The sequence below is a fragment of the Levilactobacillus parabrevis ATCC 53295 genome (assembly GCF_001434055.1).
Taxonomy (GTDB): domain Bacteria; phylum Bacillota; class Bacilli; order Lactobacillales; family Lactobacillaceae; genus Levilactobacillus; species Levilactobacillus parabrevis.
In genome coordinates this window covers 40,979-54,636 of record NZ_AZCZ01000005.1, presented here as the reverse complement: position 1 = coordinate 54,636, position 13,658 = coordinate 40,979, and the positions used below count along the sequence as shown (strand labels likewise).

The window sequence follows — 13,658 nt, the reverse complement described above, 5'->3', positions numbered from 1 at the left end:
TGTAATTTGCAAACTGGCTCTAAATAGTGCTGATTACTTTTTCTTCTGCAATGCAACAAACTTATCAATAAGCGCTTGATACTCACTGTCTGGCATACGTCGTTTACCAGAGTTATGACTTTTAGGCTGAATAAACATAGGTGGCAAACCACCATACTCTGTTATACCATCATGAGTATATGGTTTACCGGCTAACATTAGTTTGATGTTCTCGGCTTCATTATCTTCATGACTCGTGATTATCCTCTCCCAAACTGATTATAAACTTATCATTTCCATCGATAAAAAAGACCAATTAAGTTGAATTCTCTGTTACCTTTCACTCTCAGCAATGCACATACGCACATACACCACTCCTTCAGGAGACGATGTCCGTCGCCACCAAAATGTAGGAAGAATGTGGGAAAAGTTCTAAAAATGCCACATGTTCAGTGAAGTTCAATCATCGAACATGTGGCACAAGCGTTGATATATCAACGCTTTCTATTTGGTTTCGTCCTCGTCAGTCTTCAAAACGGCCATGAACGCTTCCTGAGGAATATCAACCTTCCCCACAGCCTTCATCCGTTTCTTTCCGACCTTTTGCTTTTCCAGCAGCTTCATCCGCCGGGTACGGTCACCACCATAGAGTTTGGCGGTCACGTCCTTCCGGTAGGCCTTGATCGTCGTTCTCGCGATGATTTTGGCACCGATGGCAGCCTGCACAGGAATTTCAAAGTTTTGGCGTGGAATGATATTCTTCAGCCGCGATGCAATCTCACGACCTCGTTGGGCAGCGAACGTCCGGTGGGCAATGAAGCTCAGTGCATCGACCTTGTCCGCGTTCAACAGGATATCAATCTTGACCAAGTCAGCCTCTTGGTAACCGCTCCGTTCATAATCCAACGATGCGTAACCCCGCGTGCTCGACTTCAACTTATCAAAGAAATCGAAGATGATTTCTGACAACGGCATGTTATAGATGATATTTACACGATAATCATCTAAATATTCCATCGTCAGGAATTGGCCCCGCCGGTGTTGGCACAGGTCCATGACCGCCCCAACGTACTCGTTAGGCGCCATGATCGTAGCCTTCACAATTGGTTCCTCAATCCGCTTGATGGCTGAGGCTTCCGGCATCTCTGCTGGATTCTCAACCGTCTTCATAGTCCCGTCCGTCAAGTACGCGTGGTACGTAACGGATGGTGCCGTCGTGATCAAGTCCAGGTTGAATTCACGTTCCAACCGTTCCTGGATAACATCCATGTGGAGCATCCCCAGGAACCCACACCGGAACCCAAAGCCCAGCGCCTGTGAGGCTTCCGGCTCGAATTCCAACGCAGCATCGTTCAGCTTCAGCTTTTCCAACGCTTCCCGTAAATCATTCAACTTGGCATTGTCAGTCGGATACAGCCCGGCGTAGACCATCGGGTTCATTTCCCGGTAGCCTGGCAGTGCCTTTTCTGCGGGCTTCGCGGCATTGGTCACCGTGTCACCCACCCGGGTATCGGCAATATCCTTGATGCTGGCAGTGATGTAACCCACGTCGCCGGCAATCAGGTAGTCACGTGAAATTGGCTTCGGCGAGTTAACCCCGACCTCGGTCACTTCGTATTCACTACCACTATTCATCAGTAAGATCTTATCGCCCGGTTGAACCGTTCCTTCGAACAGCCGCACACTCATGACAACCCCACGGTAATCGTCGTAAACGGAGTCAAAGACCAAGGCCTTCAACGGCGCATCCAAATCACCGGTTGGTGCTGGCACCTTGTGGACGATCTGTTCCAGTAATTCTGGAATGCCGACCCCTTGCTTGGCACTAGCCAACACGGCATCGGAGGCATCCAAACCAATGACGTCTTCGATTTCTTTCTTAACCTTTTCTGGGTCCGCCGCTGGCAAGTCAATCTTGTTCACGACCGGCACGATTTCCAAATCGTCATCCAACGCCAGATACACGTTGGCCAGCGTTTGGGCTTCGACCCCTTGCGCTGCGTCAACGACCAAAACGGCCCCTTCACAGGCAGCTAGGCTCCGTGAGACCTCATAGGAGAAGTCCACGTGCCCTGGAGTATCGATCAAATGAAACTCATAGTCGTGGCCATCCTTGGCGTGATACGTCAATTCAACCGCGTTCAGCTTAATTGTAATTCCGCGTTCCCGTTCAAGGTCCATGCTATCCAACACTTGATCTTGCATGTCACGCTTGGAGATGGTATCCGTTAACTCCAAGATTCGGTCCGCAATCGTGGATTTCCCGTGGTCAATATGGGCCACAATGGAAAAGTTGCGAATATATTTTTGATGGTTTTTTAATTTCTCAAGATCCATGTTGATTTCCTACTTTCTTAAACACCATGTCCAGACAATTATACCAACCATCAGCGTTAATCACAAACTAAAAGGTAAGTCGGCACCAATCGCCAGCTCGCCCCCAACCCGTTTGCGCCGATAGAGATGACAAAAGGCCCGGGCATCAACCCAGACCTCTCAGATTACTTGTTGTTTTCGTACTGGCTCAGTTGAGATGGTTCCAACTGTTGCCATTGCTTCTCATAGAATTTGTCACTGGTGTGATAACGCGGTTGGGCCTGCTTCTTGGTTAAGAATGGGTCCACACGCTTATCAATCGCCAACCAGCCACGCCAGCCCGGATGGATCGTGTCGGTCATAAAGTACGGCACGTTGCCCTTATCCGATAAATCAACGATATTGTTGAAACCTTGCGACTGTAATTGATAATGAATCTTTTGGTCGAATTGCTTCAGCATCGTTTCGGATAAGCCGGTGTATTTCTGCCAGCGTTGATTAATTGGTGGAATGATGAACAAGACGTCGGTATGCAGCCGAGCAAATTGATCCAAACACAGCTGGAAGTCACTATACTCTGGTGATTGCAGGTAAGACAGGTTCTTTTGGAAATCCTTCAAATTCCCCGTCTTAATCTCCTGCTTCAGCCCATGATTGTAGAACTTATCGCTGATCTGGAACGGGTTATTGCCCGTTGCTTGCTTCCCTAACTGACCGCCGAGTCGATCCAGCGCCGAATAGGAGTAATGAGTGGGTAACTTCTTGGCTTGCCGGTTGACACGACTCAAGTTCTGCGATGGTAAATTAATGCCGGAGAAGAATTGATCTTCTTGGGTCAACATGTTCTTTCTAGTTTGCAGATAGAACCGCTGATCCTTCGTCAATGATTTACCGGCCGCCACCCGTTGTAGTGCGGCATAGATGAAATGGTCGGACTTTGCGGCAGGCATCTGCAGGAGGCGCTTGGCAGCGTACTGATCAATTGCATCGTGCCGGTAGTGGGTCAACCACTCCGCCGTCTGTAATTGTGAGTAGTAGAAGCCAAAGGCATCCTTACGCGTCCCGCCCTTCACGAACCACTGTGGTGAAACGAAGAAGACCGCCTTCTTGTTCCGCAATTGCCCCTGGATGTTTTGCATCACAAAGAATTGCGTTAACGACTGGGTTCCCCGCGCACCTAATAGAAATGGCCGGTAGTCTCGGTGATACTTTTGCGCCAAAACCGAGGGATGCATCGGATCGATTCGTGACCACTCCGATGACCCAAAGAATGGCACGTAACCGTCACTTAAGGCCGCTTCCTTGATGTGCTTACCACGTAAAACGTTGGGTGACAGCGACACCGCTGCCTGTCGTTCTCGGGTAGTACTGATGTGCTTGAACCCGAAAGTGACCGGCGAAGCGAGTACCGCAAAAACCAGAATAGCTGCGAGAATTAACGGACCGAAAATCCGTAGTAATCGCTTTGCCATTGGCTAAGCCAGGCTTTCCACTTTCGCAATGATTTTGTTGGGCGTGTCCCACTCTGACCGCTCAAATTCGGAAACGGGTACGTTAACACCCAGTTCGCTTTGCAGTGATAATAATAATTGAACAGAAGCCATGGAGTCCATGATGCCGCTGTCGAACAGATTGTCATCCATTGCGCCACTAACATCGTTACCCGTTAAATCGTTTAAAATGTCTAATACAGTTGCTTTGATATCCATTTTTATTTCCCCCTCGATGAAATACATCCTCTACTGCTTACTTCAAAAACCAAATTTTATCCAGAATCCCTGAGAAGATCAAGAAACTAAAGCAGACCAGGTTGGCCGTTAAGAAGATGGCAAAGATCTGCGTAAACTTATTATGCGGAACACTCTGCCGGTGCTTCTTCTTGTAACGTAACCAAGTATCGTTGATCACTAGCGCAACCCCGTGGAACAGGCCGTACGTGATGTAATACCAGGTCACCCCATGCCAGAATCCCATGATCAGCATGTTGATGATATACGTAACGTTGGCGGTCGTTGTTGGCTTCTTGAAGACCCTATGCTTCATGAACCAGAAGACCAGTCGCATGTAGATAAAGTCTCGGAACCAGAACGATAACGTAATGTGCCAACGATTCCAGAAATCCTTGATGTTCGGTGACCGCCAGGGTTGATTGAAGTTCATTGGCGTAGCGATTCCCATAATGTAGGACGTCCCCACGGCAAACAAACTATACCCGGCAAAGTCAAAGAACAAGTCTGCACTGTAACAGTACATGTAGCCGATAAGCGGCCACGAGATATCCAGGAAGCCACCGCGCGAGTGCATCGCCATCAGCTGCAACTTCGGCATCAAGATCGTCCCGAAATAGTACGCCAGGATAAACTTGTACATAAAGCCGACAAACAGGTAACGAATTCCCTTTTGCAGCATCCCCAGATACTTGTCACGATCCGGCACCGACCGATAATCGGCTTCAAATCGCCGATACCGGTCAATTGGACCAGAAGAGATGGTTGGGAAGAACAGCATGAACTGTAAGAATGTCATGATGTTATAGTTCTTCAGCGTGCCATCCCGTGTTTCCATCATCGTCTGCACGGCTCTGAAGGTCAGGTAGCTGACCCCCAGAAATCCAATCAGTGAGGCCTGGCCGTTCTCGACAGCCGGCGTCACCTTGACGATGGTTAATGGTGCGATGGCGAGAATCACCATCAGGTAAAACAACGGCCCCGAATTATGGTTCCTCCGGTAAACGGCATACCCCCAGGTCAAGACCACCTCATACAAAATGTAGATTATCAAGGCCACCCCTTGGGTCCATTTAGAACCCCCAAAGGTTAAGACCAGAAAGAAGATTGACACTAACGTTTCGTAAAGGCGCGACCGTTTGCCGTACAGAAGACCAATCATCAGTGGCAATAACGCCACCCCCAACAAGGCGAAATACGTTGGGTTGCCGTACGGTTCAAAAGTCAACATTATTGATTGACCTCAGCAATAATAGATTTAATATCAACCTTGCCGTTGGGGGTCATCGGTAGGCTATCCTTGTACACAAAGCGTTGCGGAATCATATATTCCATCATGTCGCCACCTTGCAAATTATCCTTGATCGCCTTGGTCAGGTCTAACTCGCTGGCAAAATTATGACCACTCGGAACCACCCAAGCAATCAGTTGGCTGACCTTGTGATTCCGGTCATACCGCGGCACAGCAACACCGACCTGAATGTGGTCTTCCTGTGACAAGTAGTGGTTGACCTCCTCCAATTCGATTCGGTAACCGTGGAGCTTAATTTGGAAGTCGGTTCGCCCACGATACATAATCAGACCATCCGCCATAGCCACACCCAGGTCACCGGACCGGTAAACAGTCTTACCGTTCAGAGTGACGAAGGCTTTGGCCGTCTTCTCTGGGTTATTTAGGTACCCCTTCGACATCGATGGACCACTGATTAAGATCTCGCCTTCAGTTCCCGCTGGTACCGGCTGCAGTTGGTCATCGACCACCGTGATTTCGGTATCACCCTTGGCATAACCAATGGGCAACCGTGGGTAGTCGGCTAAGATTTCTGCCGTAATTTCCACTTGCGTCACCGCCACCGTAGTTTCCGTTGGCCCGTAAGTGTTGAAGATCCGAGCATCCGGAAACCGCTGGTGTAAATTCTGTGCCGTGGCGTGGGTCAATTCTTCCCCACAGAAGAGGAAGCGACTCAGGCGTGGATAATGTGTGGCATCAAAAGTGGGCTCCAACAAGCAAATGTCCACAAACGACGGCGTAGAGACCCAGACATCCAGATCCATTTGCGGTAGCGTCTCGAACAGTTGCTTGAAGTTATCCGTCACCGTCTTCGGCAACGCGACGAGTGTCCCACCACTGGCCAGCGTTGGCCCCCAATCCATGACGGACAGGTCAAACGAATATGGCGCTTGCGACAGCGTCCGCGGTGCGGTTGGCAACACGAAGTCGGCGCTCAGCATCCAGTTGACATAGCTTAATAAGTTCTTGTGTGAAATCTGCACACCCTTAGGTTTCCCCGTTGTTCCGGACGTGAAGATAATATAGTAGTTCTCGTCCCCACTCACGGCATGATCCACTTGGTAGTCCACCACGGGACTGCTGAAGATGGTCTGTAGGTTATCCGGTGTAAGTACCGGCGTCTCACCTAAAGTCGTGGGTAACGCGCTCACAGCGATAGCTGCGGCGGGTTGGGCAATTTCATTAATCGTGGTAATCCGCTCGAGCGGCGAATGTGTATCGATTGGCGCATAGGCGTGACCACTCTTGACGATTCCTAAGAAGGTCGCCATCATGTCAAACGTCTGGCCCCCATACACTAGGATGGGCGCGTGCGCTGGTAGCTGCATGGCATCCAAATGAGCGGCCAAAGCATCCGAGCGCTGTTTTAACTCACCGTACGTGTTCGTGTGCCCCAGATCATCGTAAGCGATGCGATCCGGATCACTAGTGGCAAACTGATCAATCGCTGTGATCATGTTTTCTATCATTCTATATCCCCCCCGAAGAAATCATGGCTAATGGTTAGTTGACCCCGCAACTAAAACTCGTTGTAAATAAACGTCGAGTTATTCAAACCACTGTAACCATACAAATAAACCAAAATCATCAAAATCACAAAGTAAAACATGGTCCAGCCAATGAAGGCCACCACCGGCTGATGCCATAACGCCAGCCACTTTGCTCTCATGAAATTCACCCCCAAGTTTTGCTGGTCGATTCGTCCCCCAAACCAGCTTCCGTTCGCAGCCAATTCACCCGTATATTCCCCGACGAATCCAAGTGAATTGGTGAGGAGTTCCGCAGCCAAAGCCGCGCTCCCTATGTTTTGAGAGTATCATTGCCAAAACCGGATTGCAATTAACCTTACTCAAGCTTAAGCGTTTCTTTTGCAATTATAAAAATTCTTATATTTTATGATAAATAAAAAGGCTACCGAAATCTTCAGCAGCCTTGATAGATTAGCTATTTGAGCACGTTGGCCCGCAAGCTAATTTTCATTAAATTTATCGCGCATTTTGTTAAATAAGTTACCTTTGCCCGTACCTGTAACAGTCTCACCACTGGCCTTAGCAAAGTCGCGGAGTGCATCCCGTTGACCCTTGTTCAGGTTCTTTGGTGTCATGACCTTCACAGTGACGTGTTCATCACCATTACCATTACCACGTAGGCGCGGTGCACCCTTGCCCCGTAGCCGGAAAGTCGTCCCAGCTTGCGTACCGGCTGGCACCTTTAATTTAACATCACCGTGAACGGTCTTAACCGTCACATCATCCCCCAGCGTTGCCTGGACGAATGAAATTGGTTGGTCAAAGTAGATTTCCGTTCCGTCACGCCGGAAGTCCTTGCTTGGCGTCACTTGGAAAATAATGAACAGATCGCCGTAGCCACCGCCGTTTATGCCGGCTTCACCTTGACCCTGTAACCGCATTTGTTGACCGTCATCGACCCCAGCTGGGATGGAAACTTCAACTTCGTGCTGTTCTTCTTCGTGACCAGAGCCACCACAGGTTGGGCACTTTTCTTTGATTTCTTGACCCGTACCGTGGCAGACAGGACATGGTTGTTGACTCCGCATCCGACCCAGTGGCGTGTTGGTCTCCGTCGTGACGTAACCAGAACCGCCACATTGGTGACAGGTCACTGGTGAAGTCCCCGGCTTAGCACCGTTCCCACCACAGGTATGACATTGGGCTTCACGCGTATACTTGATCTTGGTCTTCTTCCCAAAGATAGCCTCTTCAAACTTCAAGTCCATCTGGTACTGCAGATCACGACCCGGCCGTGGTGCGTTAGGATTGCGTTGACCGCCTCCGCCACCACCAAAGAATTGATTGAAGATGTCGTCGAAGCCGCCTCCGCCACCAAAACCGCCGAAGCCACCGCCGGCATTACCGCCGCCAAAGCCACCAAAGCCTTGAGGACCGTCGGCTGAACCGTACTGGTCGTAATTAGCCCGTTTATCCTTATCACCTAAAACATCGTAAGCATCCTGAACCTCTTTAAACTTGTCCGCCGCGTCGGGGGCCTTGTTCAAATCTGGGTGATACTTCTTAGATAATTTCCGGTAGGCCTTTTTAATTTCATCTTGGCTGGCATCCTTTGAGACACCTAAAACGCCATATAAGTCCGATTGCGCCATCGTTTTCCTCCCAATCCATTCCGAAATTTTTCGCTACTAGTAAGAATAGCATACTCGAAACAAAAAGCCAAAGCCCCACGGACTCTGACTTTTTGCCATGACCATTTGCGATTAGACAATCAGTCTTTACTTCTTGTCCTTATCGTCGTCATCGTGAACTTCATGGAAGTCACCGTCAACGGTGTCGCCATCTTTACCGTCAGTCTTGGCACCATCGGCACCAGCAGCTTGGCCAGCAGCGCCCTTAGCGTCGCCTTGAGCTTGTTGTGCTTGTTGGTATAACTTAACGGAAAGGTCTTGGATGATTTTGTTCAAGTCATCCTTCTTAGCCTTCATGTCGTCCAGGTCGTTGGATTCTTGGGCCTTCTTTAAGGCGTCACGAGCATCTTCAGCCTTCTTGATTTCATCATCGGAGACCTTACCCTTAACGTCCTTCAGCGTCTTGTCGGTCTGGAAGAGTAATTGGTCGACTTCGTTCTTAGTGTCGACTTCTTCCTTACGCTTCTTGTCGGCAGCTTCGTTTTCCTTAGCTTCCTTCATCATCTTTTCAACTTCTTCGTCGGAAAGACCGCCGGAACTCTTGATGGTAATCTTCTGTTCCTTGTTAGTGCCCATATCCTTAGCGGAAACGTTAACGATCCCGTTCTTGTCGATATCGAACGTCACTTGGATTTGAGGAACCCCACGAGGTGCGGCTGGAATATCAGCGAGTTGGAAGTTACCCAACGTCTTGTTGTCAGCAGCCATTGGCCGTTCACCTTGTAAGACGTGGATATCAACGGCTGGTTGGTTGTCAGCAGCGGTTGAGAAGACTTGGGACTTGCTGGTAGGAATCGTGGTGTTCCGGTCGATCAACTTGGTGAAGACCCCACCCATGGTTTCGATACCCAAGGATAATGGCGTAACATCAAGTAAAACAACGTCCTTCACATCACCGGTGATAACCCCACCTTGAACGGCGGCACCTAAAGCAACGGCTTCATCAGGGTTGATGGAGTGGTTAGATTCCTTACCCGTCCACTTTTCAACGGCTTCTTGAACGGCTGGAATCCGAGTAGATCCACCGTTTAAGATAACAACGTCAATATCGCCAGCCTTTAAGTCGGCATCCTTCAACGCATTTTCAACAGGGATCCGGGTCTTTTCAACCAGGTCGGCCGTCAATTCGTTGAACTTAGCCCGGCTCAATGACTTTTCCAAGTGAAGTGGGCCGTTGTCGCCAGCGGAAATAAATGGCAAGCTGATTTGTGCTTCGGTAACCCCAGAGAGGTCCTTCTTAGCCTTTTCAGCGGCATCCTTTAACCGTTGTAAAGCCATCTTATCCTTGGATAAGTCGACACCGTTCTCTTGCTTGAAGTCAGCGATCAACCAGTCCATGACCTTCTTATCAAAGTCATCCCCACCTAAGTGAGTATCACCGTTCGTTGAGAGAACATCAAAGACACCGTCACCTAAGTCCAGTACGGAAACATCAAAGGTCCCACCACCAAGGTCGTAAACCATGATCTTTTCGTCTTTGTCTTGCTTGTCCAAGCCGTAAGCTAAGGCAGCAGCCGTAGGTTCGTTGATGATCCGTTCAACGTTCAAGCCGGCAATCTTACCAGCATCTTTAGTGGCTTGACGTTGGGCATCGTTGAAGTAAGCTGGCACCGTGATAACGGCCTTTTCAACCGTGTCACCAATGTAGTCTTCAGCGAATGACTTCAAGTGTTGTAAGATCATTGCTGAGATTTGTTGTGGCGTGTAATCCTTGCCATCAACGGAAACTTTGTAACCTGCTTCACCCATGTGACTCTTGATGGATGAGATTGTGTTCGGGTTGGTGATTGCTTGCCGCTTGGCAACTTCACCGACTTGCGTTTCACCGTCTTTAAATGCAACAACTGATGGCGTCGTCCGAGCGCCTTCCTTGTTCGCAATAATCTTCGGGGTACTACCTTCAAGAACGGCAACGGCTGAGTTGGTCGTCCCTAAGTCAATTCCGATAATCTTGTTACTTGCCATCAAAAATTCCCTCTTTGTTAGTTTTTTTAATTTGCTTTATTGTGCAACGACAACCATTGCTGGTCGCAGAACGCGATCTTTCAGTTGGTAACCCTTTTGGAGGACCTTGACGATCGTTTCGGCCGCTTGGCCATCCTCTGCGGGTACTGATTGAACCGCTTGATGCAACGTTGGGTCGAATGTCTTCCCAATGGCTTCAATCTCCGTGACGTGGTTTCGCTTCAGGGCGTCTTCCAAATGATCATAGGTCATCTGAACACCCTTCTTTAGCTGTTGCCCCGCCTCGTCCGCTGCTTCGACTGCTAGAGCGCGCTCCAAGTTATCGATTACGGGGAGCACGTCCTTAGCCAGTTGTTGGCCATCGTACTTGATAAGCGTTGCCTGTTCCTTTTGGAATCGCGCTTGCATGTTTTGGACTTCCGCCTCCGCACGTAAATACTTATCTTCAAAGTCACTGGCCTTGCGCTTGAGTTCATCGACTTCAGCCGCGGTCGCAACCTTCTTAAATAACTTTGGCTTCTTTGGTGCTGCCTTTTCGGCCGATTCAGTCTTTGAATCTGGCTTAGTCGTGGCGGCCTTTGCCGCAGTTTGGTCATCGGTGGACGCTTGTTGCTTGTCAGCCACGATAAAAACCCTCCCTTTCTTTACTCGTCATAAAACCGGTAGTAATCTAATAGTTTCTTCGCGAGCTCTTCACGAAACGCTCCAACGATACCGAGCATCCGAGAATATGGCATCCGCGTGGGTCCCAGAATCGCGATCATCCCTTGACCATGTTGGTCAACGTCATAGGTCGCCGTGATCAGGCTGAAGTTACGCAACGCATCGTTGGTCATTTCATTACCGATACGCACGGAGATCTTATCGCTAGGTTGCCCCAGCACACTCGCAATGTCATCGGTCTTGTCGATCAACGAATACAAGGACTTCAGTGAGTCAACGTCGCTATCCTGAGAAAAGTTCAGTAGGTTGAGTCGCCCACCAACGTAGAACCGCTCCTGAGCGGCCCGCGTCAGCACATCGCCAAAGATATCCAAGAATCCCTGCGGACTCTGAAGATAGTGTGCGATCTTTGCGGGAATATCAGCCTGCAACTTCCGTAAGACTTCCGGTAAAGTCAGTCCCACCAGTTGGTCATTAATCAAGCGAACCACAGCTTCAAGCTGCTCACCATCAACGTCTCCGGCCACGTCAAACGTCTGGTTCTCCACATCACCACTATCGGTGACGAGAATGGCCATGATTTGCCGCTTGCCCAAAGGCACTAACCGAAAACCGCTGAGGCGACTATCCTTTAATTCCGGCTTCAACGTGAACGCCGTGTAACTCGTCAGGTTAGACAGAATCGTCGCGGATTGCGAAATGATTTCGTCAATCTTATGAAAATCGCCACCTAGTGATGACTGAATCACATCGATATCGTTGGGCCGTAATGGATCGGGCTTAACCAGATGATCAACGTAATACCGGTAGCCTTCGACCGAAGGAATTCGGCCGGAAGATGAGTGGGTCTTCTTAATCAGGCCCTGCTCTTCTAAGGCTGCCATCTCGTTACGAATTGTCGCTGAGCTTACGTGGATGGGTAACTGCTTGGCTAATGCCTTGGACCCCACCGGAACACCGGTATTGGTGAAGTCGCGGACAACGGCTCGCAGAATCATCATTTGTCTTTCTGAAAGCATCACAATCACCCCTTTTTTAGCACTCAAACTAATCAAGTGCTAAGACACATATATAATGTAGCAAAACCGGGTTTTGAAGTCAAGAAATCTGGCAGGATTTTTAGCAATCTCTGCAATTAAGTGCTAATTTTTTGGCTTGGCTGTGATGATTGCTTGTAATTCCGCCTGCGGCTGCCAAGGGTTCTGCCTGCTGTGGGGACCGGTGAAAGCCGAAGAACGTCTTTCACCTCGACTTTAAGCCGCGAAATCCACGCGTCTTAAAGCTCGTCCCGCGCTGTAGTCTGACCAAAAACGTCAGACAACACCGCCGTCACGGCCGGCGCCACCCTTGTCCTCCTCCGGCTACGATTGTCGGCGCTATCCACCCATCGGCTGAAAAAATTCAAGCTTTCCTTTACCATCAACTGGTCGTTCACTGCCTACAAGCCGAATTTCAGCTACAATAAACGGGTCTTTTACCTCAAGATACCTGCTAACCAGTCCCCAGCATATCAAAAATTACCCGACTTGCAATTATTTTCTCAAAACAAAAGAGCCCGGATAAAATTATCCAAGCTCTTTATTTATGCTGTAATTAATGGTCTAATCTGCGGCGACCTGAGAGAAATAATCTCTAGTGGCCGTCTCGTCTTTCTTGAGTTGGACGATCAGCCCCTCTGCGGAATCAAACTTCACTTGTCCCCGCAAACGGTGATGCCACTCAACTTCAACGTTTTCGCCGTAGAGATTCCCCTGATAATCCAGGAGATTCATCTCCACCGTGATTGGCCGGTTATCGCCGAAGGTATCGTTGCGGCCCACGGAGATCATGCCGGGATACCAAATGGCCCCAACCTTCAATCGTGCCGTGTAGACCCCAATGCCTGGTAACCATTCATTCTCTGGTGTCAGGACGTTGGCGGTTGGATAGCCGATAGTCCGGCCCCGCGCCTCACCGTGGACAACGACCCCTGTCGACCGGTAAAGATAACCCAAGAGGTCATTAGCCGTATCGACATCGCCCGCCTTCATGGCCGAGCGAATCCGCGTCGAACTGATTTTCTCCTGACCACCAGTTTCCTTAGCGACCGTTTCCACCTCAAAACGTCCCTGCGCATAGGCTGGTAACAGGTCCATCGTGGCCACGTCTTTCTTACCATAGGTGTGGTCAAAGCCTGCCACCGCCGTCACCGTGTGGAACGCCACCAGGTAATTGTCGACGAACTCCTGAGGTTTCTGGGCAGCAAACTCGCCCGTATAACTGACTAGAAAGACCCGGTCTACGCCCATCCGGTCAAACTGTTGGAGCTTACGTTCGGGCGTACTTAGATATTTGCGATCATCACCCTCTAACGGCCGGTAAACCAGCGATGGATGATGATCATAGGTTAACACCGCCAGTTTGACGTGTTTGGCCGCAGCGAGCGCCTTAGCCCGCCTAATGACCGCCTGGTGCCCCCGGTGGACACCATCAAAGAATCCCATGGCCAAAACGACCGGATCTGCTGGAATCTGACGGGGGTCCAACGGGTGATGTATGCGAATAACTTCCATTACGA

At 49.6% G+C, this 13,658-nt stretch carries 11 protein-coding genes; all 11 read right to left on the bottom strand.

From position 1 onward, the window contains the following. Window positions 1–483 precede the first annotated feature (483 nt). The 11 genes from lepA to ribF all read right to left on the bottom strand — a co-directional run bounded on the left by lepA (window position 484) and on the right by ribF (window position 13,653). Window positions 484–2,316: a translation elongation factor 4 gene (lepA, locus tag FD07_RS02310; RefSeq protein WP_020088567.1), complete on the bottom strand. Its 1,833-nt coding sequence runs from the start codon at window positions 2,314–2,316 to the stop codon at window positions 484–486. Window positions 2,317–2,480: 164 nt separating this feature from the next. Then, a complete protein-coding gene (gene dltD, locus FD07_RS02305; protein ID WP_020088568.1) occupies window positions 2,481–3,767 on the bottom strand; it encodes a D-alanyl-lipoteichoic acid biosynthesis protein DltD in 1,287 nt (428 codons plus the stop codon). 3 nt (window positions 3,768–3,770) lie between these two features. Continuing rightward, window positions 3,771–4,004, bottom strand: a complete 234-nt coding sequence (dltC, locus tag FD07_RS02300; protein ID WP_020088569.1) for a D-alanine--poly(phosphoribitol) ligase subunit DltC — start codon at window positions 4,002–4,004, stop codon at window positions 3,771–3,773. 37 nt (window positions 4,005–4,041) lie between these two features. Further along, window positions 4,042–5,253, bottom strand: a complete 1,212-nt coding sequence (dltB, locus tag FD07_RS02295) for a D-alanyl-lipoteichoic acid biosynthesis protein DltB (protein ID WP_020088570.1) — start codon at window positions 5,251–5,253, stop codon at window positions 4,042–4,044. Then, window positions 5,253–6,782 carry a D-alanine--poly(phosphoribitol) ligase subunit DltA gene (gene dltA, locus FD07_RS02290; protein WP_020088571.1) on the bottom strand — a complete coding sequence of 510 codons (1,530 nt, stop codon included), beginning with the start codon at window positions 6,780–6,782 and terminating at the stop codon, window positions 5,253–5,255. Before dltA ends, dltB begins: the two co-directional genes overlap by 1 nt. A gap of 50 nt (window positions 6,783–6,832) precedes the next feature. Continuing rightward, window positions 6,833–6,982 (bottom strand): teichoic acid D-Ala incorporation-associated protein DltX, encoded by a 150-nt coding sequence (locus tag FD07_RS02285; protein ID WP_027825899.1) that lies wholly within the window; start codon window positions 6,980–6,982, stop codon window positions 6,833–6,835. Between the two features lie 300 nt (window positions 6,983–7,282). Further along, a complete protein-coding gene (gene dnaJ, locus FD07_RS02280) occupies window positions 7,283–8,434 on the bottom strand; it encodes a molecular chaperone DnaJ (protein ID WP_020088573.1) in 1,152 nt (383 codons plus the stop codon). A gap of 126 nt (window positions 8,435–8,560) precedes the next feature. Then, window positions 8,561–10,438: a molecular chaperone DnaK gene (gene dnaK / locus FD07_RS02275; RefSeq protein WP_020088574.1), complete on the bottom strand. Its 1,878-nt coding sequence runs from the start codon at window positions 10,436–10,438 to the stop codon at window positions 8,561–8,563. Between the two features lie 36 nt (window positions 10,439–10,474). Then, window positions 10,475–11,062, bottom strand: coding sequence for a nucleotide exchange factor GrpE (gene grpE / locus FD07_RS02270; RefSeq protein ID WP_020088575.1), 588 nt, complete (start codon window positions 11,060–11,062; stop codon window positions 10,475–10,477). 20 nt (window positions 11,063–11,082) lie between these two features. Continuing rightward, entirely contained in the window at window positions 11,083–12,120 is a 1,038-nt protein-coding gene (hrcA, locus tag FD07_RS02265) for a heat-inducible transcriptional repressor HrcA (protein ID WP_033388572.1), read from the bottom strand. Between the two features lie 582 nt (window positions 12,121–12,702). Next, window positions 12,703–13,653 carry a riboflavin biosynthesis protein RibF gene (ribF, locus tag FD07_RS02260; protein ID WP_020088577.1) on the bottom strand — a complete coding sequence of 317 codons (951 nt, stop codon included), beginning with the start codon at window positions 13,651–13,653 and terminating at the stop codon, window positions 12,703–12,705. Window positions 13,654–13,658 lie beyond the last annotated feature (5 nt).